24 protein-coding genes and 2 tRNA genes are annotated in these 26043 nt (G+C 68.5%); 8 read left to right on the plus strand and 18 right to left on the minus strand.

Annotation, left to right across the window (positions count from 1 at the left end; translation table 11 throughout):
• Positions 1–107: 107 nt before the first annotated feature.
• Complete coding sequence (gene rodA, locus AC1RQF_RS27005; RefSeq protein WP_273999632.1) at positions 108–1256, plus strand: rod shape-determining protein RodA; 1149 nt, start codon at positions 108–110, stop codon at positions 1254–1256.
• Positions 1257–1292: 36 nt separating this feature from the next.
• On the opposite strand, the gene AC1RQF_RS27010 is transcribed toward rodA, so the two are convergent.
• The 14 genes from AC1RQF_RS27010 to def form a co-directional block, all read right to left on the minus strand.
• Entirely contained in the window at positions 1293–2015 is a 723-nt protein-coding gene (locus AC1RQF_RS27010) for a tetratricopeptide repeat protein (RefSeq protein ID WP_492873340.1), read from the minus strand.
• Entirely contained in the window at positions 2012–2797 is a 786-nt protein-coding gene (locus AC1RQF_RS27015; protein ID WP_273999636.1) for an HpcH/HpaI aldolase family protein, read from the minus strand. The genes AC1RQF_RS27010 and AC1RQF_RS27015 overlap by 4 nt, the downstream gene beginning before the upstream one ends.
• 201 nt (positions 2798–2998) lie before the next feature.
• The gene (queD, locus tag AC1RQF_RS27020; RefSeq protein WP_252983596.1) at positions 2999–3451 is read right to left on the minus strand and encodes a 6-carboxytetrahydropterin synthase QueD; all 453 of its coding nucleotides are present in this window, start codon (positions 3449–3451) and stop codon (positions 2999–3001) included.
• 19 nt (positions 3452–3470) lie between these two features.
• Positions 3471–4103: a 7-carboxy-7-deazaguanine synthase gene (queE, locus tag AC1RQF_RS27025; RefSeq protein WP_273999637.1), complete on the minus strand. Its 633-nt coding sequence runs from the start codon at positions 4101–4103 to the stop codon at positions 3471–3473.
• 76 nt (positions 4104–4179) lie between these two features.
• Positions 4180–4914 (minus strand): 7-cyano-7-deazaguanine synthase QueC, encoded by a 735-nt coding sequence (gene queC, locus AC1RQF_RS27030; RefSeq protein WP_492873341.1) that lies wholly within the window; start codon positions 4912–4914, stop codon positions 4180–4182.
• A 341-nt stretch (positions 4915–5255) separates the two neighbouring features.
• Positions 5256–5331 (minus strand) — tRNA-Phe (locus AC1RQF_RS27035).
• Between the two features lie 59 nt (positions 5332–5390).
• Entirely contained in the window at positions 5391–6074 is a 684-nt protein-coding gene (gene esaR / locus AC1RQF_RS27040; protein ID WP_273999640.1) for a response regulator transcription factor EsaR, read from the minus strand.
• Positions 6075–8486: a sensor histidine kinase EsaS gene (gene esaS / locus AC1RQF_RS27045; protein ID WP_273999641.1), complete on the minus strand. Its 2412-nt coding sequence runs from the start codon at positions 8484–8486 to the stop codon at positions 6075–6077.
• Positions 8476–9060 (minus strand): DUF4390 domain-containing protein, encoded by a 585-nt coding sequence (locus tag AC1RQF_RS27050; RefSeq protein ID WP_273999642.1) that lies wholly within the window; start codon positions 9058–9060, stop codon positions 8476–8478. Before AC1RQF_RS27050 ends, esaS begins: the two co-directional genes overlap by 11 nt.
• Positions 9057–10469 (minus strand): 16S rRNA (cytosine(967)-C(5))-methyltransferase RsmB, encoded by a 1413-nt coding sequence (gene rsmB / locus AC1RQF_RS27055; protein ID WP_273999644.1) that lies wholly within the window; start codon positions 10467–10469, stop codon positions 9057–9059. Before rsmB ends, AC1RQF_RS27050 begins: the two co-directional genes overlap by 4 nt.
• Positions 10470–10629: 160 nt before the next feature.
• Positions 10630–11487, minus strand: coding sequence for a zinc metalloprotease HtpX (gene htpX, locus AC1RQF_RS27060; protein WP_492873342.1), 858 nt, complete (start codon positions 11485–11487; stop codon positions 10630–10632).
• A 115-nt stretch (positions 11488–11602) separates the two neighbouring features.
• Positions 11603–12244 (minus strand): LysE family translocator, encoded by a 642-nt coding sequence (locus AC1RQF_RS27065; RefSeq protein ID WP_273999647.1) that lies wholly within the window; start codon positions 12242–12244, stop codon positions 11603–11605.
• A 281-nt stretch (positions 12245–12525) separates the two neighbouring features.
• Positions 12526–13521, minus strand: a complete 996-nt coding sequence (gene fmt / locus AC1RQF_RS27070; RefSeq protein WP_492873343.1) for a methionyl-tRNA formyltransferase — start codon at positions 13519–13521, stop codon at positions 12526–12528.
• Positions 13522–13549: 28 nt separating this feature from the next.
• The gene (def, locus tag AC1RQF_RS27075; protein ID WP_492873344.1) at positions 13550–14053 is read right to left on the minus strand and encodes a peptide deformylase; all 504 of its coding nucleotides are present in this window, start codon (positions 14051–14053) and stop codon (positions 13550–13552) included.
• Positions 14054–14276: 223 nt separating this feature from the next.
• Between def and dprA the strand changes: the two genes are divergently transcribed.
• The 3 genes from dprA (at position 14277) to AC1RQF_RS27090 (ending at position 18697) form a co-directional block, all read left to right on the plus strand.
• A complete protein-coding gene (gene dprA, locus AC1RQF_RS27080; protein ID WP_492873345.1) occupies positions 14277–15437 on the plus strand; it encodes a DNA-processing protein DprA in 1161 nt (386 codons plus the stop codon).
• Between the two features lie 37 nt (positions 15438–15474).
• Complete coding sequence (locus AC1RQF_RS27085) at positions 15475–15855, plus strand: thioredoxin family protein (protein WP_273999652.1); 381 nt, start codon at positions 15475–15477, stop codon at positions 15853–15855.
• Positions 15856–16066: 211 nt separating this feature from the next.
• The gene (locus tag AC1RQF_RS27090) at positions 16067–18697 is read left to right on the plus strand and encodes a DNA topoisomerase III (RefSeq protein WP_492873346.1); all 2631 of its coding nucleotides are present in this window, start codon (positions 16067–16069) and stop codon (positions 18695–18697) included.
• A 96-nt stretch (positions 18698–18793) separates the two neighbouring features.
• Here the strand turns inward: AC1RQF_RS27090 and AC1RQF_RS27095 are convergent, their stop codons facing one another.
• Entirely contained in the window at positions 18794–19852 is a 1059-nt protein-coding gene (locus tag AC1RQF_RS27095) for a LysR family transcriptional regulator (RefSeq protein ID WP_273999656.1), read from the minus strand.
• Between the two features lie 440 nt (positions 19853–20292).
• Here AC1RQF_RS27095 and AC1RQF_RS27100 point away from each other — a divergent pair, with 440 nt between their 5' ends.
• Positions 20293–21309: a D-2-hydroxyacid dehydrogenase family protein gene (locus AC1RQF_RS27100; protein ID WP_273999657.1), complete on the plus strand. Its 1017-nt coding sequence runs from the start codon at positions 20293–20295 to the stop codon at positions 21307–21309.
• Between the two features lie 19 nt (positions 21310–21328).
• On the opposite strand, the gene AC1RQF_RS27105 is transcribed toward AC1RQF_RS27100, so the two are convergent.
• Positions 21329–22198: a patatin-like phospholipase family protein gene (locus AC1RQF_RS27105; RefSeq protein ID WP_492873347.1), complete on the minus strand. Its 870-nt coding sequence runs from the start codon at positions 22196–22198 to the stop codon at positions 21329–21331.
• A gap of 20 nt (positions 22199–22218) precedes the next feature.
• Positions 22219–22623: a PaaI family thioesterase gene (locus tag AC1RQF_RS27110; RefSeq protein ID WP_274004399.1), complete on the minus strand. Its 405-nt coding sequence runs from the start codon at positions 22621–22623 to the stop codon at positions 22219–22221.
• A gap of 199 nt (positions 22624–22822) precedes the next feature.
• Between AC1RQF_RS27110 and AC1RQF_RS27115 the strand changes: the two genes are divergently transcribed.
• Positions 22823–22898 (plus strand) — tRNA-Lys (locus tag AC1RQF_RS27115).
• A gap of 465 nt (positions 22899–23363) precedes the next feature.
• On the plus strand, positions 23364–23963 hold the full coding sequence (locus AC1RQF_RS27120; protein WP_273999660.1) for a phytanoyl-CoA dioxygenase family protein: 600 nt from the start codon (positions 23364–23366) through the stop codon (positions 23961–23963).
• 319 nt (positions 23964–24282) lie between these two features.
• On the opposite strand, the gene AC1RQF_RS27125 is transcribed toward AC1RQF_RS27120, so the two are convergent.
• Positions 24283–24969: a DJ-1/PfpI family protein gene (locus AC1RQF_RS27125; RefSeq protein WP_273999662.1), complete on the minus strand. Its 687-nt coding sequence runs from the start codon at positions 24967–24969 to the stop codon at positions 24283–24285.
• Positions 24970–25058: 89 nt separating this feature from the next.
• On the opposite strand from AC1RQF_RS27125, the gene AC1RQF_RS27130 reads away from it, so the two are divergent.
• Positions 25059–25994, plus strand: a complete 936-nt coding sequence (locus AC1RQF_RS27130; protein ID WP_273999664.1) for a GlxA family transcriptional regulator — start codon at positions 25059–25061, stop codon at positions 25992–25994.
• Positions 25995–26043: the final 49 nt, after the last annotated feature.

The following is a 26043-nucleotide window of genomic DNA, read 5'->3' on the forward strand; positions in this document are numbered from 1 at the left end:
GCGCCCGCCAGCGAGGCCGCGCCCGTCGCGGTCGCGCCGCGCGACGACCCGCGCAGCGCCCCCGACCAGCCGGCCCGCGCCGGCGCCGACGATTAACGGAGAAAGGCATGCAATTCGACAAGCGCGCCTGGCTCGACAAGGTCAAGCAGATGTTCGCGGGCTTCGACCGCCCGCTCGCCCTGATCGTGTTCCTGCTGCTGTGCGTCGGTATCGTGACGCTCTACAGCGCGAGCATCGACATGCCCGGCCGCGTGGAGGATCAGCTGCGCAACATCCTGCTGACGTTCGTGCTGATGTGGGTGATCGCCAATATCCCGCCGTCGACGCTGATGCGCTTCGCGGTGCCGCTCTATACCTTCGGCGTCGCGCTGCTGGTCGCGGTGGCGCTGTTCGGGATGACCAAGAAGGGCGCGAAGCGCTGGCTGAACGTCGGCGTCGTGATCCAGCCGTCCGAGATCCTCAAGATCGCCACCCCGCTGATGCTCGCCTGGTACTACCAGCGCCGCGAGGGCAGCCTGCGCTGGTACGACTTCGTGGTCGCGTTCGGGATCCTGCTCGTGCCGGTCGGCCTGATCGCGAAGCAGCCCGACCTCGGCACCGGCCTCCTGGTGTTCGCGGCCGGCCTGTTCGTGATCTATCTCGCGGGCCTGTCGTTCAAGCTGATCGTGCCGGTGCTCGTCGCCGGCGTGATCGCGGTGGGCTCGATCGCCGTGTTCGAGGAGCGGATCTGCCAGCCGGAGGTGGTCTGGCCGCTCATGCACGATTACCAGAAGCACCGTGTCTGCACCCTGCTCGACCCGACCTCCGATCCGCTCGGCAAGGGCTTCCACACGATCCAGGCGGTGATCGCGATCGGCTCGGGCGGCGCGCTCGGCAAGGGTTACCTGAAGGGCACGCAGGCGCACCTCGAGTTCATTCCGGAAAAGCACACCGATTTCATCTTCGCGGTGTTCTCCGAGGAGTTCGGCCTGGCGGGCGGGCTCACGCTGCTCGTGCTGTACATGGCGCTGATCGCGCGCGGGCTGTTCATCGCCGCGCAGGGCGCGACGCTGTTCGGGCGCCTGCTCGCGGGCTCGCTCACCCTCGCGTTCTTCGTCTATGCGTTCGTCAACATCGGGATGGTCAGCGGCGTGCTGCCGGTGGTCGGCGTGCCGCTGCCGTTCATGAGCTACGGCGGCACCGCGCTCACCACGCTCGGCATCGCGGTCGGCCTCATCATGAGCGTCGGCCGGCAAAAGCGCCTGATGAAAAGCTGAGCGGCCTCACGGCCGGCGTCCCGCGCCGGCCCCCGCTCACTGCGGCCGCGCGGCCGACCCGCCCGCGGCCGGCGGCGCGCGCAGCGCCGCGCTCAGCTCCTTGAACTTGAGCCCGGCGGCCTCGTCGCCCTGTGCCGCGGCCGCCGCATAGTAGGCGCGTGCGATGTTCAGGTTCGGCGTGACCCCGTCGCCGCCGCGCTCGTAGAACGATGCGGTCACGTATTGCGCGGTCGGGTCGCCCGCGTCCGCCGCCTGCTTGTACCAGACGAACGCCTGCCGGTTGTCGCGCGGTGTGCCGCGCCCGTCGAGGAACTGGTTCGCGAGCGCGAGTTCCGCCTGCACGTGGCCCTGCTGCGCGGCCTTCAGAAACCAGTGGTGCGCCTGCGCCGGGTCGCGCGCGACGAACTGCCCGTCGTCGAACATCGTCCCGTACACGTACTGCGCATGCGACATGCCCGCATCGGCCGCCTGACGCAGCCAGCGCAAGCCCTCGGGCACGTTCGCCGTCACCCCCTCGCCCGTGATCATCATCATCGCGTAGTTGAATTCGGCGAGCCGGTCGCCGCGCTCGGCCGCGTCGCGGAACTGCACCAGCGCGGCGCGATAGTCGCCGGCGTTGTAGTCGGCGATCGCCGACGCCGTCTCGCGCCCGGGATCGGGCTGCGCATGCGGATGCGAGGCCTGCGCGGCCGCCCCCGCGCTCGCGATGGCGAGCACGGCCGCGCCGCACCATGCCGCCCGGCGGTCCGCGGGCTTCATGAGCGCGCCTCCTGCAGGGCCTGCCGCGTCGCGCGCAGCAGCCACGCCACGTCGGCCGACAGCGCGATCACCCGGAACCCCGCGTCGCGATACTGGCGCGCCTGCGCGCTGTCGGCCGCGAAGATCCCGACCGGCACGCCCGCCTGGCGCCCCGCCGCGAGCACCCGCGCGAGCGCGGCCTCGACGCTCGGATGCCTGCCGTCGCCCAGGTGCCCGAGGCTCGCCGCGAGGTCCGCCGGGCCGATGAACAGGCAGTCGACGCCCGGCGTCGCGGCGATCCGCTCGACCTCGTCGAGCGCACGCGCCGATTCGATCTGCACGATCGTGGCGATCTGCGCGTTCGCGCCTTGCAGGTAGTCGCGCCGCATCCCGTAGGCGGCCGCCCGCACGATGCCGGCCACGCCGCGCAGGCCGTCGGGCGCCTCGGGCGACGGATAGCGGGTCAGCCGCACCGCGTGGCGCGCCTCGTCCTGCGTCTCGATGTTGGGGAACATCAGCGTGCGGGCGCCCGCGTCGAGCGCCTGCTTGACGAGCCACGGCTCGCGCGCCGGCACCCGCACGACGGGCTCGCTCGGCAAATGCGCGGCGGCCAGCGCGCGCAGTTGCGCGGCGACGTCGCGCGCGTCGTTCGGCGCGTGCTCCATGTCGATGCACAGCCAGTCGAAGCCGGCATGGGCGAGCGCTTCGGTCGCGGCCTCGCTCCCGAGCGACAGCCACAGGCCGAACAAGGGCTCGTCGCCTTCGGCGAGGCGCGCCTTCAGCGCGTTGGTGAGGGTGCTCATCGACGGTCTCCCGGGGCATGGCGAACCCAGACACGGTAGCGTCGCCCGCCGACGGCCGGCGACGCGGCTCCGCCGCGCGGGCGCATCGCCGCGCGGCGGATCGTGCTGATCATACTCGCGACGGCGGCGGGAGAGCGGGAATCCGGCGGCAGCCGCGCCGGAACAGGAGGGGAAATGGCGGACGGCGGCGTCCGCGCGGGCTCAGCGGCCGGGCTCGCGCTCGACGTCGGCCCAGCAGTTCGGCGTTTCGTACAGCCGCACGCGTTCGAGCCGCAGGTTCACGCCGTAGTGCGCGTCGTAGACGTTCGCGAGGATGTCGAACGCGACGGCCGCGAGGTTTTCCACGGTCGGGATCCGGTCAAGCACGATCGTCTTGTGGTCGGCCATCTGCTCGAGGAACGAGCGCACGACCTCGTCGCGCGCGTACACGAGGAACGCGTGGTCCCACTTGCTGACGAGGTGCTCCATCGCGAGCGCCTTCACGTCCGCGAAATCCATGACCATGCCGCGGTCCGGCGCGCCTTCGGTGTCGACCAGGTCGCCGCGCAGCGTGATTTCGAGCACGTAGCGATGGCCATGCAGGTTGCGGCACTGGCTGCGGTGGTCCGGGATGCGGTGGCCCGCGTCGAATTCGAGTTTTCGGGTAATCAGCACGGTGAATGACGCTCGCGGCTCAGGGAATGTTCAGGTACTTGTGGGTCTGCATCGACAGCCGCCATTGCGGATGACGCTTGCACCAATCGATCGCGAGCTTCGTGTTGAAGTCGCGCGCGGGGCCGTCCATCGGCTGCACGAGGAAGTGCGAGAAATCGAGCTTCGCGTACTCGGCGAGGCGCTGGTTGTCCTGCGGCACCACCACCTTCAGCTCGTCGCCCCGGGTGACGACGAGCGGCGCGTCGGCCTTCGGGCTCACGCAGATCCAGTCGATCGATTCGAGCACCGGCAGCGAGCCGTTGGTCTCGATCGCGATCTCGAAGCCCGCCGCATGCAAGGCGTCGACGAGCGGCGCATCGATCTGCAGCATCGGTTCGCCGCCCGTGCAGACGACGAAGCGGTGCGCCTCGCCGACGGGCCACAGCGACGCGATCCGCGCGACCAGCTCGGCCGCGTCCTTGAACTTGCCGCCGTTCTCGCCGTCGGTGCCGACGAAGTCGGTGTCGCAGAAGCGGCAGACGGCGGCCGCGCGATCCTCCTCGCGGCCCGACCACAGATTGCAGCCGGCGAACCGGCAGAACACGGCCGGACGCCCGGCATTCGCGCCCTCGCCCTGCAATGTGTAGAAGATTTCCTTGACCGCGTACGTCATGTTGCGTCGCCGCGGCCACGCCGCGGCATCCTTTCGTCTGATGGCCGCCGAGCGGCCGTATGTTCGTGCGTGCGCCTCAGTGCGGCGCTTCCGTCACCTGTTCGCCCTTCAGATAGGCCTCGTGGCCGCGCTTGCGCAGCTTGCAGGCCGGACATTCGCCGCAGCCGAAACCCCAGTGGTGCAGTTCGGCGCGCTCGCCGACATAACAGGTGTGGGTGTCGACCCGGATCAGCTCGACGAGCGGCGTGCCGCCCAGCTGCTCCGCGAGCCGCCAGGTGTCGGCCTTGTCGAGCCACATCAGCGGCGTTTCCAGCACGATGCGCGTGTCCATGCCGAGGTTCAGCGCGACCTGCAGCGCCTTCATCGTATCGTCGCGGCAGTCGGGATAGCCCGAGAAATCCGTCTCGCACATCCCGCCGACCAGCACGCGCAGCCCGCGCCGATAGGCGACCGCGGCCGCGATCGTCATGAACATCAGGTTGCGGCCCGGCACGAAGGTGTTCGGCAGCCCGTTCGCGGCGGTCTCGATCTCGATCGAGCGCGTCATCGCCGTGTCGCTGATCGCGCCGAGCACCGACAGGTCGATCATGTGATCGTCGCCGAGCCGGCCCGCCCACTGCGGGAAGCGGTGCTTGAGCGCGTCGCGCACGCCGTCGCGGCATTCCAGCTCGACGCGATGCCGCTGTCCGTAGTCGAAGCCCAGCGTCTCGACGGTCTGATAGCGCTCGAGCGCCCAGGCGAGGCACGTGGCCGAGTCCTGACCGCCGGAAAACAACACGAGCGCGCCGTCTTTAGCGTCTGTCCGAATCACCGTGATACTCCGTGAATGATGAGCGCGCGCCGCGCTGCGCCCGCGGCGGCCTCTTGCCGCCGGACGGCCGGCACGCACCGGCCTGGCCGGCTCCTGCAGTATAGGCAGCGCACCCCGGCCGGATACGGCCCGGCGCTTATACCGCTGATCCGTCGGGCGCCGCGCATCGCGCGCCGAAACGAAAAAGGACTTGCGGCGCCCGTGGCGCGCCCTCAAGTCCTTTAAGTCTTTGAGCCGACGAGGATTTTATCACGCCGGCCCCGTCCGGGCCGCGCGCCGGCAACCTGGTCCCACAAACGAAAAACCCCAAGAATCGGCGGATTCTTGGGGTTGAATACTGCTGGTGGCCTGGGTCGGAATCGAACCAACGACACGCGGATTTTCAATCCGCTGCTCTACCAACTGAGCTACCGGGCCACGAAGAAAAAAGAGTATAGCAAAGGACGACAGCCTGCTCAAGCCCTTTTCTTCACTTTTTAAACCGCGCCCTCGGCCGGCTTCTTGCCCAACTCGACGCCCAGCTGCTTGAGCTTGCGATACAGGTGCGTGCGCTCCAGGCCGGTCTTTTCCGCGACCCGCGTCATGCTGCCGTTCTCGCGCGCGAGGTGATACTCGAAGTAAGCGCGCTCGAATGCATCGCGCGCCTCGCGCAGCGGGATGTCGAACGGGATCGCCGCGGTCTGGCCCGCGCCCCCCGCGCCGCTCTCGTCGCCGAAACCCGGCAGCGCGGCGGCCGAGGCCACCGCGGCCGGCCCCGTCGCCACCTTCGCGGCCGGGTTGAGCGACAGCGGCGCCGCGCCGCGCGCGAGGCCGTGCTCGACCGACTTCAGGAGCTTCTGCAACGCGATCGGCTTCTCGAGGAAATCGAGCGCGCCGATCTTGGTCGCCTCGACCGCGGTATCGATCGTCGCGTGGCCGGACATCATGATGACCGGCATCGTGAGCTGCCCCTGGCTCGCCCACTCCTTGAGCAGCGTGACGCCGTCGGTGTCCGGCATCCAGATATCGAGCAGCACGAGATCGGGCGCCTGACGCAGCCGGTAGTCACGCGCAGCCTGCGCGTTCTCCGCCACTTCCACGACATGTCCTTCGTCGCTGAGGATCTCCGAGAGCAATTCCCGGATGCCCATTTCATCATCTACCACCAGGATGGTTGCCATTTACGCTGCCTTTGTCTGCACAGTTGCTTTTGTCTTTGCGGGTGCCGCCGCACCGCGCGCTCCGCCCTCGGCGCCCGTTGCGTCGTCCGCCATCTGCAGGAACAGGATCGAGACCTGCGCGCCTTCCACGACCTCGCCCTGCATCCGGTTGCGCAGATCGATCCGCGCCCCGTGTTCGTCGACGATCTTCTTCACCGTCGCGAGACCGAGCCCCGTGCCCTTCGCCTTCGTCGTCACGTAGGGCTCGAACGCCCGGGTCAGGATGCGCGCGGGAAAACCCGGGCCGTTGTCGGAGACGGTCAGACGCACCGCGATGCGCGTCTTTCCGTCGGCGTCGGGATCGCCATATTCTACTGTCTTGGTTTCGAGCCACACACGAGGCGGCTCGAGATCCGCCACCGCGTCCTGCGCGTTTTGCAGCAGGTTGTGAATCACCTGCCGCAATTGGGTCGCGTCGCCGCGAATCACCGGCAACGGCCCCTGCTCGACCACGATTGTGCTCTTGCCCTCGCCGACGCCATACAGCGTCAATACTTCGCTGACCAGATCGTTGAGCTGCAGGTTCGCGAGCACCACGGGCGGCGTGCGCGCGTATTCGCGGAAATCGTCGACCATGCGCTTCATCGCGGCCACCTGGTTGACGATCGTCGTCGCGCCGCGCTTGAGCACCTCGGCGTCGGGCGCCGCGAGCTTGTCCGCGAGCTTCATCTGCAGGCGCTCCGCCGACAGCTGGATCGGCGTGAGCGGATTCTTGATCTCGTGCGCGAGACGCCGCGCGACCTCGCCCCACGCGACCGAGCGCTGCGCGGAGATCACGTCGGAGATGTCGTCGAACACGACCACGTAGCCGGCCGTCTGCGGATCCTCGACCTGCCCGGCGAGCGTCGACACGAGGCGCGTGCCCCGCACCAGCAGCGTCAGCGGATCGCTCTCGCCCGGCACCTCCACCGCGAACTGCTGCTGCCAGTGGCCGCGATCCTCTGCGCCCGCCTGCCCCGCCGCCTCGCGATCCGCGAACGCCTTGCGCACCATCGAGCCGAACCCCGCGACCACGCCGATCTGGTCGAGCGTCGTGCCGATCAGCGAATTGAACGGCTGCCGGAAGATCCGCTCCGCGCCGCGGTTCGCGGTGGTCAGGCGGAACTGCCGGTCGAGCACGAACACACCCGCCGTCAGGTTCGCGAGAATGCTTTCGAGGTAGGTCTTCGAATGCTCGAGCGCGACCCGGTTCTTCTCGACCGCGAGCCGCGCCTCGGACAGCTGCCGCGTCATCGCGTTGAACGACTGGGTCAGGAAGCCCAGCTCGTCGCGCGTCTTGATCTCGCGCTTCGGCGTGTAATCGCCCTCCGCCACTTCCTTCGTGCCCTGCGCGAGCAGGAACAGCGGCCGCGCGAGCTGGTTGCCGAGCGCGAGCGCGATCATCATCGCGATGAAGGTGGCGAGGAACAGGGCGAGCGTCAGCGTGCCGATGTACATCTTGCGCAGGCCGCTGCGGCCGAGCGACTTCTCCTGGTATTCGCGGTACGCGCGCTGCACCGCGTCGGCGTTGCGCGCGAGCGTGGGCGACACCGGCTGGGTCAGCTGCAGGAAGCGCTCGACGGGCTGCAGCAGCGCGGTGCTCGCATCGGGGATCCGCTGCACCACGCGCAGCCGCAGCGCGCCCTTCGACCCCTGGGCGCGCGGATCGCCGTCCACCTCGCCCTCGATCGCCGCGTAGCCGCCGTGCTCGCGCGCCTGGCCCAGCATCATCGGCGTCGGCATGTCGTCCGGGATCAGCGCGGTGAAGTTGCCCGACGCCTGCGCGACGATGTGCAGGTCCGGCGCGGCGCCCGGGCCGTTGCGGCCGGGCTCGACGATGGTCGCGTCCTGCACGCTGAACTGGTCGCGCAGGCGCAGCAGCGTGAGCGTGGTGCCGTTGGTGTGGGTGTCGGCGCTCGCGAGCTGGTCGGCCATCAGGCGCGCCTTGGTCTGCAGGTCGGACAGCGAGGTGTCGAGCATCCCGCGGCCGAGGTTGAGGCCCGCCGTCAGCGCGGTCTCGACGTTCACGTCGAACCACGATTCGATGCTGCGCGACACGAACTGGTACGACACGATGTAGATGATGCCGCCCGGCACCACGCCGACGAGCGTGAAGAAGATCGCGAGCTTCGCGAGCAGCCGGGTGCCGAACTTGCCCTTGCGCAGCCGCAGCAGGATCATCCCGACGAGCCCGAGCACGACCAGCAGGAACACCATCGCGACGATGATGTTGGCCGCGTACAGCCACGAGTAGTAGCGGTCGAAGAATTCGGTGTTCGCGCTCGCGGCCGCGAGCAGCACGAGCAGCAGCAGCGCGGTGACGGCGACCGTCGACACGATCACGCGGATCAGGATGCTTTTCCCGCTGGTCGCGCGGCGCACTCTATTTAGCACGATCGGCCACCGTGAAGGTAAAGCGCTTCCAGTCGGAAACGAGGCTCCAGTCGCGGTTGTTCACCGCGTCGACCTGGAACGGCTTGGGCATCAGCGCGGTATCGAGCTGCATGCGCACCGATGCCGTGTAGGTTTCGCCGGCGCGCACCTGGCTCTTGTCGATCACGTGCCATGAGGTCACGTGCTTGATCACCGCGAGCGCCTCCTTCAGGGACGGGAAGCCCAGTTGCAGGCCGCCCGTCGACACCCGGTACTCGCGCGTGAGCGGCTGGAACGACAGGCGGATCGTCTGCGACACCGACACCGGCTGCTCGTCGAACCAGTACCAGCGCGCGCGGCTGAGCTCGAAGTCGGTCGTGAAATAAAGCGGGATGCCCTTGTTGACCGCATCCTCGAGATTGGCGTTCAGCTCGAAGTCGAAACGGGCGTCAAGGCTCCAGCCGCTGCCGTCCGACTGCAGCGAGGCGCGTTGCACGGCGACCGGCTCGGCCCGCGCGACGACGGCCAGACACAAGGCCAGCGCCATCACGAGCGCGGCCGCGAGCCGGAATGGAAGAAGATGTTTGATCGTCACCGTTTCTGGAAACGCGCGTAGAAAAATCCGTCGTGATCGGTGTGCTGGCTGGTGTCGTGCGCGGCGTGCGACCCGCCTGGAGCGGCCCGCGGCAACAGCTGCCCGGGCGCGTCCAATCGTACCGCATCTTGATAGGCCTCTTCAAACCAGCGCGCCTGCATCTCGCCTTCTTCGGGAAAGATCGAGCATGTAACGTAGAGCAATTCGCCGCCCGGCTTCACGAGCGGCCACAGCGCCGCGAGGATCCGGCGCTGCTCGGCGACGAGCGCCGCGAGGTCGGCCGGCCGACGCAGCCAGCGGATGTCCGGATGGCGGCGCACGATGCCCGAGGCCGAGCACGGCACGTCGGCGAGGATCCGGTCGAACGGACGACCGTCGTGCCACGCGGACGGAGCGCCGGCGTCGCCGACCCGCACCTCGGCCGCGAGCGACAGCCGCGCGAGGTTCTCCCCGATGCGCGCCGCGCGCGCCGCGTCGCTCTCGAGCGCGACCACCTCGACGTCCGCCAGTTCGAGGAGATGCCCCGTCTTGCCGCCCGGCGCCGCGCAGGCGTCGAGCACGCGCATGCCGTCGCGCGCGCCGAGCCATTCCGCCGCGAGCTGCGCGCCGGCGTCCTGCACCGAGACCTCGCCCGCCGCGAAGCCCGGAATCCGCTCGACCGGCAACGGCGCCGCGAGCCGCACCGCATGCCGCCCCGCCCGCGTCGCCTCGATCCCGTGCGCGCGCAAGGTGTCGAGATACGCCTCGACCGCGCCGCGCCGCGCGTTCACGCGCAGCGTCAGCGGGCCGGGCACGTCGCCCGCGGCGAGGATCTGCCGCCATGCATCGGGCCACGCGCGCTCGACCGCGTCGATCCACCAGGCCGGGTAGTTCCAGCGCGCGGCGCGATTGCCGTCCAGCGCCTCGCGCCACGCATCGCGCTCGCGCAGGAAACGGCGCAGCACCGCGTTCACGAGCCCTTTCGCAAACGCATATTCACGACGCGCGCCCACCGCGGACACGGCCTGGTCGACCACCGTGAACGACGAATAGGCTGCCTGCTCACCGTCGTCGAGCAGCAGCGCGAGCGCGCAGCCGAGCAGCGCGCGCACCTGATCCGGCGGCGCCTTGCCGACCAGCTGGCCGATCAGCCAGTCGGTCGCGCCGAGGCGGCGCATCGCGCGATAGGCGAGATCCTGGATCGCGCCGCGCGCGACCGGCTGCGCCTCGGCGGACAGGGTCGCCTGCACGGCGGACAGCGCGGCCGGCAGCGCCGAACCACGGCGCACGGCGGCGACCGCCTGCGCGGCGCCGTCGAGCGCGAAGCCGAGCGAATCGGGCGCCAGGTGCAGCGGCGGCAGGAAACCGGTGCGCGAGCGGACCGGCGCGGACGACGAACGGGAATGGGAGGAGCGGCGAGTCTGGGTCATCGAACGAGTAGCGACGGCGGGCGGAGGGCGGGCGGACCCGCGCAGCCTGAAACTCGACATTCTAGCGCGCCGCGCGCGCGATCCTTCGGGAGACCGAATGCAATGCGCCCCGCGGGCGCGAGGCCGGCGGGGCGCGTGGGAATGCGGCGGGCGCGGCGGATCAGTCGAAGCGGCCCGTGCGCGCCATCTCCATCAGGCGCGCGATGCGCTCCTCGGTCGCGGGGTGGGTCGAGAACAGGTTCTGCAGCCCCCCGCCCGACAGCGGGTTCATGATCATCATCTGCGCGGTGGCCGGATGCGCCTCGGCAGCCGGGAACGGGATCCCTGCCGCGTAGCGATGGATCTTGTCGAGCGCCGACGCAAGCGCCTGCGGATCACCCGAGATCTGCGCGCCGCCGCGGTCCGCCTCGAACTCGCGCGCGCGCGAGATCGCCATCTGGATCAGCGCGCCCGCGATCGGCGCGAGCAGCGCGACCGCGATGCCCGCGATCGGGTTGGTCGGACGGCCGTTCTCGTCGCGCCCGCCAAAGAACATCGCGAAATTCGCGAGCGCCGAGATCGCGCCCGCCATCGTCGCGGAGATCGTCGAGATCAGGATGTCGCGGTGCTTCACGTGCGCCAGCTCGTGCGCCATCACGCCGCGCATCTCGCGCTCCGACAGCACGCGCAGGATGCCCGTCGTGGCCGCCACGGCCGCGTGCTCCGGATTGCGGCCGGTCGCGAACGCGTTCGGCGCGTCTTCGTTGATCAGGTACACGCGCGGCATCGGCAGGTTCGCGCGGGTCGCGAGCTCGCGCACCATCCGGTAGAACTGCGGCGCGGTGGCCTCGTCGACTTCCTGCGCGTTGTACATGCGCAGCACCATCTTGTCGGAGAACCAGTACGAGAAGAAATTCATGCCGAGCGCGATCAGCAACGCGATCGTCATGCCACGCGAACCGCCGATCATGCCGCCGATCGCGATGAACAGGGCCGTGATCGCGGCCATCAGCATCGCCGTTTTGACCCAATTGAACATAATCTACTCCTTGCCCGGATTGCGGGAACGGGACCGCGCGCACTATCGGCGGCGACCTTTGATTGTAAGCGATTTGTTAGATAGGGGCGCGTCGAGAAAATTCAATCTCACCGTATCACCGCTGCATGGCCGCGAGCTTGAGCCCGAGTCCGACGAAGGCGCCGCCGACGCCACGGTCCAGCCATTTCTTCACGCCCGGCTGGCCGGAGAAACGCGCCGTGACCGTCCCCGCGACCCACGCGACGATGCAGCACCAGATCGTGCTCATCGTCGCGAACACCGCGCCGAGCGTGAGGAACGCGAGCGTCTTGCTGGGGCTGTCGGCCGCCACGAATTGGGGGAAGAACGACACGAAGAACAGCACGACCTTCGGATTCAGCACGTTGGTGAGAAAACCCTGCACGAACAACTGCCGCAGGGATTTGTCGGCGCCGCGCGCCGTCGCGTCGGCCGGTGCGGCCGCCGGGTCCGGTTTCGTCAAGATGAGCCGCACGCCGAGGTAGATCAGGTAGAGCGCGCCGACGATCTTGATCACCGTGAACGCCGTGGCCGACGCGGCGAGCAGCGCGGTCAGCCCGAATGCGCTCGCGATCACATGCACGCAGCACCCGGCCGAGATCCCCAGCCCGGACATGAGCCCCGCGCGCCGCCCCTGGGCCACGCTGCGCCCGACGATGTAGGCCGTGTCCGGCCCGGGCGTGATGTTCAGCAGGAACACGGCCGCGACGAAGAACTCGAGATGGGTGATGCCGAACATGGGAAGCCTCAGGGAAACGCGATATCGGAATAGGCGAATTTTACGCGCGCCGTGACGGCGCAGCGCATCCGGGATCGATGGGGGTGAGTTGCCGGACGGTGGTCTGTCGGGGACGGCGATCCGTCGGGCGGCGATCCGTCGGGCGGCCCTATCGGGCGGTCCTCTATCGGGCGGCGATCCATTGGGCGGCAATCCGCCACGCCCCCATTCACTGAACGATATCCGTCAAGCGGCAACTCGCCGTCGCACCACGGATCGCGCCGACCCAACGCGCGCCGCGCTCAGCCCGCGGCCTGCTCCGACTCCGGCAAAGCGAAACGCTGGCCGGCCTCGAGCGGCGCGCCCGCGAGGAATTCGCGGACCGGCAGCCGCTTGCCGCCCGGCTTCTGCAGCTGGGTCACGCGCAATGCGCCCGCACCGCACGCCACCACGACGCCATCCGGCCCGGCCTCGACGATCGTGCCGGGCTCAGCCGCGCCGCGCGCGGGCGCCGCGTCGGCCGCCCACAGCTTGAGCGTCGCGCCGTCGAGCGTGCCGGCCCCGCCGGGGAACGGATCGAATGCGCGCACCCGGCGCGCCAGCACCTCAGCCGGCTCGCGCCAGTCGAGCGCCGCCTCGTGCTTCGCAATCTTCTCCGCATAGGTCACCCCAGCGGCCGGCTGCGGCGTCGACGCCAGCGCGCCGCTGCGCTCGAGTTCGACCAGCGCCTCGACGATGAGGCGCGCACCCTGCGCGGCCAGCTTGTCGTGCAGCGTCGCCGTGGTGTCGTCCACGGCGATCGGCGTGCGCGCCTCGCTCAGCATCGCGCCGGTGTCGAGCCCCGCGTCCATCTGCATCAGCGTCACGCCGGTTTCCGCGTCGCCCGCCTCGAGCGCCCGGTGGATCGGCGCCGCGCCGCGCCAGCGCGGCAGCAGCGAGGCGTGGATGTTGATGCAGCCATGACGCGGCAGATCGAGCACCTCCTGCGGCAACAGCAGTCCGTAGGCGGCGACGACCATCACGTCATGCGGCGTCGCGCGCAGCATATCGAGCGCGGCGGCGGCCTCGGCCGGATACTTGCCGGTGCGGCGCAGCGACGGCGGCTGGGCGACCGGCAGCCCGTGCTCGAGCGCGTAGCGCTTGACCGCGCTGGCCTGCAGCTTCATCCCTCGGCCGGCCGGCCGGTCGGGCTGGGTCAGCACGAGCGGAACCGCGAAGCCGGCCTCGTGGATCGCGGCCAGCGCCGCCGCGGCGAATTCCGGCGTGCCGGCGAAAATGACGCGCAACGAATGTGTCATGGAGCAATCGATCAGGAACGGCCGCGCGTCACATCGCGCGTTCGAGCTTCTTCATCTTGGTCTTGATGCGGTTCTGCTTGAGCGGCGACAGGTATTCCACGAACACGCGCCCCAGCAGGTGATCCATTTCGTGCTGGATGCACACGGCCAGCAGGCCCTCGCAGTCCAGCTCGAAGGTCTCGCCGTGCTCGTCGAGCGCGCGCACCCGCACCTGCTCGGCGCGCTCGACCTCGTCGTAGACACCCGGCACCGACAGACAGCCTTCCTCGTAGATCTGGCGGCCGTCGCTCGACCAGACCAGCTCCGGGTTGATGAAGGCGCGCAGTTCGCTCTTGTCCTCGGACACGTCGATCACGACCACGCGCTCATGCACGTCGACCTGCGTCGCGGCGAGCCCGATGCCGGGCGCCGCGTACATGGTCTCGGCCATGTCGGCGACGAGCTTGCGGATCCGGTCGTCGACTTTCTCGACCGGCTTGGCGACCTTGTGCAGCCGCTTGTCGGGGTAATGGAGGATGTTCAGCAAAGCCATGGTGTCAGGTTCGATGGAAACGGGTGAAACGCCCTCGTCGGCCATCCGGCCGACTGGCGCGGACCGCGCGCGGTCGCGAAGATGGGCACGGAAAGCGCGGCCTGTGCCGCGCCGGGCAATCCGCCACGGGCAGTCGCGCGTGGCACGTCGTTTTATTTCGGATGATGAAAATTTTACCACGGCATCGTCAGGCCCGCTGGACGTGCGTCTGGAGGAGTTCGTCTTGTCGCCGCCGCCGCTGAGCACCGCCTCGCTCGCCGGCTGGCTGCGGCTCGCGGCGGCGCCCGGCCTGCCCGCAGCGGCCTGGCGCCGCCTGCTGGACGCCTTCGCGACGCCGGACGCGCTGTTCGCCTCGACCCACTCGGCGCTCGTCCCGCTCGTCGGCGACGCGGCCGCGCGCGCCGCGCTCGCGCCGCCCCCCGCCGACCTCGCGCGGCAGGTCGCGCGCACCCTCGACTGGCTGGCGCAGCCGGGCCACGCGCTCGTCACCTGGGGCAACCCGGCCTACCCGCCGCGGCTCGCCACGCTCTACGATCCGCCGCCGCTGCTATATGTAAGAGGCCGCGTCGCACTGCTGGCCGCGCGCGGCATCGCGATCGTCGGCAGTCGCGCCGCCACCCCGCAAGGGCTGATCGACGCCGAGCGCTTCGCCCGCGCGCTGTCGGACGCGGGCCTCGCGGTCGTGTCCGGCCTCGCGCGCGGCATCGACGGCGCCGCCCACCAGGGCGGCCTCGCCGGCGCGGGCGGCACGCTCGCGGTGGTCGGCACCGGCGCCGATCTCGTCTACCCGGCCCGGCACCACGCGCTCGCGCGCGAGATCGCCGTGCGCGGCGCACTCGTCTCCGAATGGCCGCTGGGCACGCCGGCGCGCGCCGCGCACTTCCCGCAGCGCAACCGGCTGATCGCCGCGCTCGCGGACGGCGTGCTGGTGGTCGAGGCCGCGCCGCGCTCGGGTTCGCTGATCACCGCGCGCCTCGCGAACGAACTGGGCCGGGACGTATTCGCCGTGCCCGGCTCAATCCACGCGCCGCAGTCGCGCGGCTGCCATGCGCTGCTGCGCGACGGCGCGAAGCTCGTCGAAACCGTCGACGACATTCTCGAGGAATTCGGCCTGCCGGCCGCGCGGGAGCCCGGCCCCGCAGCCGCCGCACCCGCGGGCGAGGCAGGCGCCGTGCTCGCCGCGCTCGGCCACGCCCCGCTGCCGCCCGACCTGCTGGCCGCGCGCTGCGGCGTCGCGCCGGACCGGCTGCCGCGCCTCCTGCTCGAACTGGAGTTATCGGGCCAGATCGCACGATTGCCCGGCGGCCGGCTGGTCCGCGTCGTCGCGGCGCCGGACACCGCGCAAACCGGCGGCGGGCCCGGCGTGCTAAATTTTCGCGAATAGGCGCTTCCGCCTTCCATTCATCATGCAAGGAACCGCAATGCCCGCGCTGAATCTCGACACCGACGCCGATCGGATCGCCAAGCGCCTCCGGAATCCCGCGACGCTGCTGGTCGTGTGCCTCTGCGCCGATTGGTGCGGCACCTGCCGCGACTACCGGACCACGTTCGACCAGCTCGCCGACGCGCACCCCGAGCTCTGCTTCGCCTGGATCGATATCGAGACCCACGCCGACCAGCTCGACGATCTCGACGTCGAAAACTTCCCGACGGTCCTGATCGAGGACGACCACGCCGTGCGCTTTTTCGGCACCGTGCTGCCTCACGCGGCGATCGTCGAACGGATGCTGAGCGACCTGAGCGCGGTGCCGGGCGTGCCGCACGCGCCGAAGCTGCGCAACCTGCTCGACGCGCCGGCCTGAGGCGCGGGCGGCCCGGCAGGCCTGCCACCTGCCGCCGGTATTTGCTCCGGGTTTACATCGCCGGGTCCCGTCACGCTTGCCGCCGCCCCGGCCCCCACTTATGATGACCCGCTTTTCATACATGGCGGCAGCCGATTCCGCGCCATGTGCTATAAAGCCGTCGTAAAAGGGCCGTTAACCGGCCTGTCCGGTCTACCAATACACATTAGTCATGTCCAAAGCACTCATCATTGCGGAAAAGCCTTCTGTCGCGAACGACATCGCGCGCGCTTTGGGCGGCTTTACGAAGCATGACGAATACTACGAAAGCGACGAGTACGTCCTGTCGTCGGCCGTCGGTCACCTGCTGGAGATCGCCGCGCCCGAGGAGTACGAGGTCAAGCGCGGCAAGTGGAGCTTCGCGCACCTGCCCGTGATCCCGCCGCATTTCGACCTGAACCCGATCGCCAAGAGCGAATCGCGCCTCAAGGTCCTGACCAAGCTGATGAAGCGCAAGGACGTCGAGCGCCTGATCAACGCCTGCGACGCGGGGCGCGAGGGCGAGCTGATCTTCCGCCTGATCGCGCAGCACGCGAAGGCCAAGCAGCCGGTCCAGCGCCTGTGGCTTCAGTCGATGACCCCGGCCGCGATCCGCGACGGCTTCGCGCACCTGCGCAGCGACACGGACATGCAGCCGCTCGCCGACGCCGCGCGGTGCCGCTCGGAAGCCGACTGGCTCGTCGGCATCAACGGCACCCGCGCGATGACCGCGTTCAACAGCAAGGGCGGCGGGTTCTTCCTGACCACGGTCGGCCGCGTGCAGACCCCCACCCTGTCGATCGTCGTCGAACGCGAGGAGAAAATCCGCCGCTTCGTGTCGCGCGACTACTGGGAAGTGCGCGCGGAATTCGTCTGCGCGGGCGGCTTCTACGAGGGCCGCTGGTTCGACCCCAAGTTCAAGAAGGACGAGTTCGATCCGGAGCGGCGCGACTCGCGGCTCTGGAGCGTGCCGGCCGCCGAGACGATCGTCGCGGCCTGCCGCGACCAGCTGGGCACCGTCACCGAGGAATCGAAGCCGTCGACCCAGCTGTCGCCGCTGCTGTACGACCTGACGAGCCTGCAGCGCGAGGCGAACAGCCGCTTCGGGTTCTCGGCGAAGAACACACTCGGCCTCGCGCAGGCGCTGTACGAGAAGCACAAGGTGCTGACCTACCCGCGTACCGACGCGCGCGCGCTGCCCGAGGACTACCTCAGCACGGTGGCGAGCACGCTCGAGATGCTCAAGGAGAGCAACAACTACCTGCCGTATGCGAAGCAGGTGCTCGACAAGGGCTGGGTGAAGCCGAACAAGCGGATCTTCGACAACTCGAAGATCAGCGACCACTTCGCCATCATCCCGACCCTGCAGGCGCCGAAATCGCTGTCGGAGCCGGAGCAGAAGCTCTACGACCTGGTGGTCAAACGTTTCCTCGCGGTGTTCTTCCCGGCGGCCGAATCCCGGGTGACGACCCGCATCACCGAGGTCGCGGGCCATCACTTCAAGACCGAGGGCAAGGTGCTCGTGGAGCCGGGTTGGCTGCAGGTGTACGGCCGCGACGCCGAGGGCGCCGATGCGAACCTCGTGCCGGTGCAGAAGAACGAGAAGGTCAAGACCGACAAGATCGCCGCGCACGCGCTGGCGACCAAGCCGCCGGCGCGCTACTCGGAAGCGACGCTGCTCTCGGCGATGGAAGGCGCGGGCAAGCTGGTCGAAGACGACGAGCTGCGCGAGGCGATGGCGGCCAAGGGGCTCGGCACGCCGGCGACGCGCGCGGCCATCATCGAAGGCCTGCTCGGCGAGAAGTACCTGCTGCGTGAAGGGCGCGAGCTGATCCCGACCGCGAAGGCCTTCCAGCTGATGACGCTGCTGCGCGGCCTTGGCGTGAAGGAACTGACCGCGCCGGAGCTGACGGGCGAATGGGAATACAAGCTGTCGCAGATGGAGCGCGGCAACCTGCAGCGTGACGCGTTCATGCAGGAAATCGCGCGGATGACGCAAACCATCGTCAAGCGCGCGAAGGAATACGATTCCGACACGATCCCGGGCGACTACGCGACGCTCGAGACGCCGTGCCCGAACTGCGGCGGCCAGGTGAAGGAGAATTACCGCCGCTTCGCCTGCACGAAGTGCGAGTTCTCGATCTCGAAGATTCCGGGCAGCCGCCAGTTCGAGATTCCCGAAGTCGAGGAATTGCTGCAGAAGAAGGAAATCGGCCCGCTGTCGGGCTTCCGCAGCAAGATGGGGCGGCCGTTCTCGGCGATCCTGAAGCTGTCGTTCGACGACGAGATCAAGAACTACAAGCTCGAGTTCGATTTCGGCCAGGACCAGGGCGGCGAGGACGGCGAGGCGCCGGACTTCTCCGCGCAGGAGCCGGTCGGCGCATGCCCGAAGTGCAGCGGCCGCGTGTTCGAACACGGCATGAGCTTCGTCTGCGAGCATTCGGTCGCGAACCCGAAGACCTGCGACTTCCGCTCGGGCAAGGTGATCCTGCAGCAGGAGATCGCGCGCGAGCAGATGGCGAAGCTGCTGTCGGAAGGCCGCACCGACCTGCTGCCGAACTTCAAGTCGTCGCGCACCGGGCGCAACTTCAAGGCCTTCCTGGTGAAGCAGCCGGACGGCAAGATCGGCTTCGAGTTCGAGAAGAAGGAACCGAAGGCCGCGGCCGCGAAGAAGGCGCCCGCCAAGGCCACCGCAAAGGCGACGGACGACACCGAGGAGGCCGCGCCGGCGAAGGTGGCGAAGGTGGCCAAGGTCGCCGCGAAGGCCGCGCCGGCCCGCAAGACCGCCGCGCGCAAGACGCCGACCCGCAAGACCGGGTCCTGACCGCGCAAGCGGCCACGCCCAACAAAAAAGCGCGGACCTCGGGTCCGCGCTTTTTTTATCGGCCGGCGGCGCGCCGCAGGCGCCGCCGACAAGCCGTCACAACGGCGACGGCGCGGCCGCGCGGGTGCGCGCCGCCGCCTTGGGCATGCGCGGCGACAGCGCCGGATCGGCGCCCGCGCCCTCGACCAGCCCTTCGGCCGCGAACGATTCCGCCGGCGCGGCGACGCCGCCCTGCGCGGCCCATTGCTCGCCCATCATCGTGTCCGGCGACTGGCTGAAGTACTCGACCAGGTGATCGATGAAGGTGCGCACCTTGGCGGGCAGGTGACGCCGGCTCGGGTAGGCGACATTGATCTCCACCTGCGGCAGCCGATAGTCGCCGAGCAGGCGCACCAGCCGGCCGCGCGCGGTATCGCCGCCGATCAGGTAGCTCGGCAGGATCGCGATGCCCATGCCGAGCAGCGCGAACTGGCGCAGCATCTCGGTGTTGTTCGCGATGATCACGTTCGACGGCCGCACCCGCACTTCCCCTTCCGCGCCGGTGAACACCCGCTCGTCGCCCCAGTACTCCGACGGCAGGCTCAGGCACGGATGCTCCATCAGGTGCTCGGGATGGGTCGGGATGCCGTGCTTTTCCAGATAGCCCGGCGTCGCGCAGACGGTCATGCAGCCGGTTGTCAAGCGACGCGTGACAATACTCGCGCTGCGCATCTGGCGCGCGATCACGATGCCGACGTCGAAGCCTTCCTCGACGAGATCGACCTGACGATCGACGAGCGTCAGGTCGGGAATGACCTTTGGATAGCGCTGCGTATAGGTTTGCAGCACGGGGGCGAGGTTATGGAGCCCGAACACCACGGGCGCGACGATGCGCAGCGTGCCGACCGGCTCGTGGTTGCGGGCGACCACCATCTGCTCGACGTCTTCCAGCTCGTCGAGAATCTGCCGGGCGCGCTCCAGATAGACCTGACCGGACTCGGTCAGCGAGAGGCTGCGGGTGGTGCGATTGAGAAGACGCGTGCCGAGCCGGCCTTCGAGGTCGGCGACGTGACGGGTGGCGACCGCGTTCGAGATATCCATTGCGCTGGCGGCTCGCGCGAAACTGCCGAGATCCGCAACCTTGACGAACACTCGCATCGACTGCAAATGATCCATAAACAACTCCTGCCACTGTGACCGGTTACTGCTTCAAAAATATGAAGCAAATGAGTAATTCTCCTACGACAGCGAAAAACATGCAGAGTTGCCCCAAACCCGGGGTCATCCCGATAAAAACGGTTAAATATGCTCGCTTCCCGCAAAGACGAGGCGCGATTGTTCTGTTTTCAAAAACAAAACGGCGCAGCTCCACCAGCGGGCTCACGGAATGAGAAACAGGGGCGGGGTGCCGCGGATCGGCCGGAAGGCGCGAACGCGCGGGCGCGGCGGGACGAACGCGGGGACGCCCCCGCTTGCGAGCGGGCGTAACAAGCTGTTAAAAAGAGATACACCTGACACCCTGCCGTCATAGGATCATTACGGCCCCCAAGCCGGGCCCGGGCGCGCCTGGCGCCCGCCGTACACCGCTCAACCGCGCGAATCGCGAACGCTACGCCATGAAAATTGCCATCCTTGACGACTACCAGGACGCCGTCCGCAAGCTCAACTGCTTCGAGATGCTCGCCGACCATGAGGTCAAGATCTTCAACAACACGGTGCGCGGCCTGGGTCAGCTCGCGAGCCGGCTCGCGGAGGTCGAGGCGCTCGTGCTGATTCGCGAGCGCACGCACATCACGTCGCAGCTGCTCGGCAAGCTGCCGAACCTGCGCATGATCAGCCAGACCGGCCGCATTTCCAGCCACATCGACCTGGCCGCCTGTACCGAGCGCGGCATCGCGGTGCTAGAGGGCACCGGTTCTCCGGTCGCGCCGGCCGAGCTGACCTGGGCGCTCATCATGGCCGCGCAGCGCCGCATCCCGCAGTACGTCGCGAACCTCAAGCAGGGCGCGTGGCAGCAGTCCGGCCTCAAGACCTCGGCGATGCCGCCCAACTTCGGCCTCGGCCAGGTGCTGCGCGGGCAGACCCTCGCGATCTGGGGCTACGGCAAGATCGGCCGGATGGTGGCCGGCTACGGCAAGGCGTTCGGGATGAACGTGCTGGTGTGGGGCCGCGAGCACTCGCTCGACGCGGCGCGCGCCGACGGCCACGCCACCGCGGAAAGCCGCGAGGCGTTCTTCGAGCAGGCGGACATCCTGACGCTGCACCTGCGCCTGCACGACGACACGCGCGGCATCGTCAAGCAGGAGGACCTGCTGCGGATGAAGCCGACCTCGCTGCTGGTCAACACGAGCCGCGCCGAACTCCTCGATGAAAACGCGCTGGTGAACGCGCTGTCGCACAACCGGCCGGGGATGGTCGCGATCGACGTGTACGAGAGCGAGCCGATCCTGCAGGGCTACAACCTGCTGCGCATGGAGAACGTGATCTGTACGCCGCATATCGGCTACGTGGAGCGCGAGAGCTACGAGCTGTATTTCAGCGGCGCGTTCCGGAACATCCTCGCATTCGACGGCGGCGACCTGTCGAGCGTCGCGAATCCGGAAGCGCTCAACCAGGGACGCGCGCGGCGCTGAGCCCGCCCGCCAGCGGCGCCTATCCGTGCGCGCGCTCCGCCGCGCGCAGCACGGGCTCCGAGGTGAGGAAGTGCTCACCATCACGCCGCCCCAGGTCGTAGGCGTGCGGCATCTGCGACGGGTTCGTATAGTCCCAGCTGGAGATCGGCACCTTGCTCGACGGCTGCACATACAGGCGTTGCTGCTCGCCGTGCGCGACGGTAAACATCTGCGGCCGCGGATAGCGGCGCGTGACGAGCACCAGCACCTGCCCCGGGGTTGCGTCGAGCGCCCCGACCGGCACGTTGTCGACCATCCCGCCGTCGAGCACGGGCCGACCCTGGCGGCGCAGCACGGGCGTGAACGGCGGCGTGCATGACGACTGCAGGATCAGGTCCGCCAGATCCTCGACCCGTGTGCAGGACTGGGCGCGCACGAATTCGGGACGAAAGCCGAGGGTGCGGCCGAGCGTCGGATGCAGCGTCTTGCGCACGTATTTTTCGATGTTGTACGCGATCAGCCCGGCCGCGACCGCGCTGCGCGCGCCGAGCCAGCGCGGCACGTGCGACACGCCGACCCGGATCTCCGGCGCGGCGGCGAGCTGCGCGAACGGTTCGCCGTAGATGTCGAGCAAAGCCTGGCGATAGATGCGGTAATGCGGAAAGACCGACTCCGACCGCAGCAGATTGCCCCAGTACACGTTCTTGCGGTTGTGCCGGAGCACGTCCGCGTAATAGCGCATCACCCATTGCGCATCGCGCGTATAGAGCATGCAGGCGGTCGCGGCGCCCGCCGAGATGCCGGTGATCACGCGCGGGCGCACGTCGAGCGCCGGCTGCACGACATTCCAGAACCCCGCCTGCCACCAGCAGCGATTGCCGCCGCCTGCGAATACGACCTGATCGAACATCGGGACAGCCTTCCTCTTCCTCAGTTGACGAGCGCGTAGGTGGTGGTCGCATGGACGGCCATCTTGCCGTCCTCGTCGAACAGCTCGACCTCACCGAACACGAGATTGCGGCCCATGCGCAGCACCCGCGCGGTGATGAGCACGTCGCCCTTGCGCACCGCGCGCATGAAATGGGTGTTCAAGGACACGGTGGTCATCGGACGGAATTCGCCGAGCGCGGCGGAGATCGCGACGACCATCGCGGTATCGGCGGCGGCCATGAACACCTGCCCGCAGATCACGCCGCCGGAGTGGCGCAGCTCGCCGGAGAACGGCAAACGTAAAGTGACGCTTTCCTCGGACACCGCGACCGGCGCCAGGGACAGGGAGCGCACCCAAGGCGCGAGAAGTCGATCGAGCAGATCGCGGACAGCCTGTTCGTCCATCATGAAACCCCGTGAGGGCCGCGCGACCGCCGCGCAGCGGGTGTGGGCGACATCATACCGGGAGGCCGTGAAGTGCGACTTGTGCTTTTGCGGGCGCGTCTTGCCGGGCGTTACCGGCGGAGGCGACGAAACTTTTTGCAGGGATTTGAAGAAAACTCTAGCCAAGCGAAAGAAACACGTGCATAATCTTTCTTCTGTTGGGGCGTTAGCTCAGTTGGTAGAGCAGCGGACTCTTAATCCGTAGGTCGAGTGTTCGAGTCACTCACGCCCCACCAAGCATTTCAAAGCCCGGTCATCGAAAGCTGACCGGGCTTTTTCATTTTCCAGCCCCCTCCGGGTCGCCATCGCCGATGGCCCGCAACACGGCCCCATGCGCCCTACATGCCGGCAAAGCCCGCCCATTGCGCAAAGTACGCCTCATATCCCTGCTTTGGAACCCGACGCTCGCCGGGATAATCCGATCAGATGCCACTCTCCGCCTGGGATGGAAGGGCCTTCGCCGCCGCTCTCCGCCACGCATCGGGACCAGGCCGTCGAACGCGTTCCACAGCCTTGAAATCATCCATGAGCCTGCTCGCCCCTCGCCATCAGACCGAAATGGAAACCCGGGGTTGGACGCTTGTCCCCGACGTCGTCGATCAGGTCCTGGTGGGTACGCTCAACGCGGCACTCGTCCCCTCGCTCGAGGCACGCGACGCCATCCGCATACGCAATGGCGTCATGGAAGAACCGCGCACCATGTGCTCGTCGATGCGCCGTGCTACATCGAACTGCTCGCGCATTTCGCAAAGCTCGACCCACTACTCAGAGCGTTTTTCGGCAGCCCGTACATCCTGAACTCGTACGGCGGATTCATCAACGATACCGACCTGTCGACCTACGCCCATCACGTCCATCGCGACATTCGCTTCCACTCGACAGCAAAGCGCTTCATGTTGAATTCGCTCGTGATGCTGGACGACTTCACCGTCGAGAATGGGGCAACCTACATCTCGTCCGCTTCGCAGCATCTGCCGGAGAAGCCGGCCGACGATGTGCTCCTGGAACGGGCGGATCGAATCACCGGGAAACGCGGTGGCGTGCTGCTGTTCGACTCCAGAGTCTGGCACGCCGCGGGTACGAATCGGACGACGCCCCCCAGACGAGCCTTGACGTTGACCTTCACGTGCGCGTTCTTCAAACAACAACTCGATTACCCACGGCTATACGGTTATGCCAACGCAGCCGGCTGCAGCGACTATCTTCGGCAAGCGATCGGCTTCAACGCGCGAACACCCGCTTCCTTCGAAGAATTCTATCTGCCTGTTGAGCAGCGCTTTTACCAACGTGGACAAGACTGACATGGTGAACAGAGACTACAACGCGGAAGCGAAGGACCACCCCGAGCACCGCTATGCCGACGATTTCGACTATCTGATGCATGTGAATACATGCTCAAGACGTTCGCGCCGTATCCGATCTGTGTTCAAGCATCTATGTCGTCTGCGAACGCGGCGACGCAAACTAAAACACCCGGCTACGGCAAGGCGAACCGCGCAGCCCTGCCCGACCTTGCCGTAGCCGCGCAACGGAGCACGCCGGCGGCACCACCGCACCCGCTACAGCCGATCGGCGGAACAGCCCCGACAGCCCCCCTCCTCCGCCCCGGCCGCACCCACCTCACATCGCCCGCGCCGCCCGCTGCACCGCCTCATAACGATCGCGGCGCATCTTCCCAAGCTGCGCCGTCACCGCCTCCAGAATCGCCGGCGCGGCGCGCTCCGGCCGCCCGCTGTCGAACGGCGGCGCCGGTGCGTATTCGATGCACAGCTGCACCGACTGCGCATGCTCGGCCCCGGCGATCTCCGCCATCACCGTCAGCGCCATGTCGATGCCCGCCGTCACCCCGCCGCCCGTGATCACGTTGCCGTCGCGCACCACGCGCGCCTCATCGATGATCGCGCCGAACGGCGGCAGCAGATCGCGCCACGACCAATGGCACGCCGCCCGCTTGCCGCGCAGCAGCCCCGCCGCGCCCAGCAGCAGCGAGCCCGTGCACACCGACGTCACATAACGCGCCCCTTCCGCCAGCCGCCGCAGCTCGCGCACGTATTCCGCATCGCCCATCGCCTCGATCACGCCCATCCCGCCCGGCACGCACACCAGATCCGCGTGCGGGATATCGGCCAGGCGCCGCACGTTCGCGAACGTGAGCCCGCCGTCGGCCTCGATCGTCCCGCCGCCCGACGAAGCCATCACGCATTGCGCGCCGGGCAGGCGCAGGAAAACCTCGTAGGGTCCGGAGAAATCGAGTTGCGTCACGTTCTCGAACAGCGCGAAGACAACGACATACGGTGCGGCAGTCATGGCACGAAGCTCCTTCCGGTGGATTGACACCCCACAGCGTCGCGCTCTATCGTCTTGGCAGCAATGTCGCTGATCCGACTTTTTCTGCCATGCCCCATCGCATCGCCGTACTCGTCTTTCCCGACTTCCAGCTGCTCGACGCAGCCGGCCCCATCGCCGCCTTCGAAGTCGCCGCGCGCTATCGCGACGACCACTACACGCTGCGCACCATCGCCGCGCAGGCTGGCCTCGTGCGCAGCTCGTCGGGCGTCAGCTGGGCCGCCGAAGCGCTGCCTCCGGCCCGCGCGATCGACACGTTGCTCGTCGCCGGCGGCGATGGCGTCGACGCCCTCCTGTCCGACCCGCGCCTGCTGCGCTTCGTGCAGCGCTGCGCGCGGCAAGGCGCGCGCGTGACGAGCGTGTGTTCGGGCAGCCTGCTGCTGGCCGCCGCCGGCGTGCTCGACAACCGCCGCGCAACCACGCACTGGTCCCGCAGCGAGCAATTCGCGCGCACGTTTCCGCAGGTCCACCTGGAGCCGGACCACATCTACGTGAACGACGGCCCGTTCTGGACCAGCGCGGGCATCAGCGCCGGCATCGACCTCGCGCTCGCGCTGGTCGGCGAGGATCTCGGGGAGCGCGTCGCGCGCGCGGTGGCGCGCCAGCTCGTCGTCTACTACCGGCGCCCGGGCGGTCAATCGCAGTTCTCCGAGCTGATCGAGATGGATTGCGCACGCGGCCGCTTCAAGCCGCTGCTCGATCACGTGCGCCGCCACCTCGACGTGCGCCATCGCGTCGACGACCTGGCCGAGCGCGCATGCATGAGCCCGCGGCATTTCGCGCGCGCGTTCCAGGCCGAAACCGGCCTCACCCCCGCGAAAGCCGTGGAGAAGCTGCGCGTGGAAGCCGCGCGCGCCGCGCTGGAAAGCGGCGCGCCGTCGTTGCAGCGCGTGGCGACCGAATGCGGCTTCGGCGATACCGAGAACATGCGCCGCAGCTTCCAGCGCTTGCTGGGCGTGCCGCCGTCGACCTTGCGGGCGCGCTGAGCCCCCTTCCACGCGCGCCGCTCGATACGCACACGATTCCAGCCCGTCC

The sequence above is a fragment of the Burkholderia sp. GW821-FHT14F03 genome (assembly GCF_058803765.1).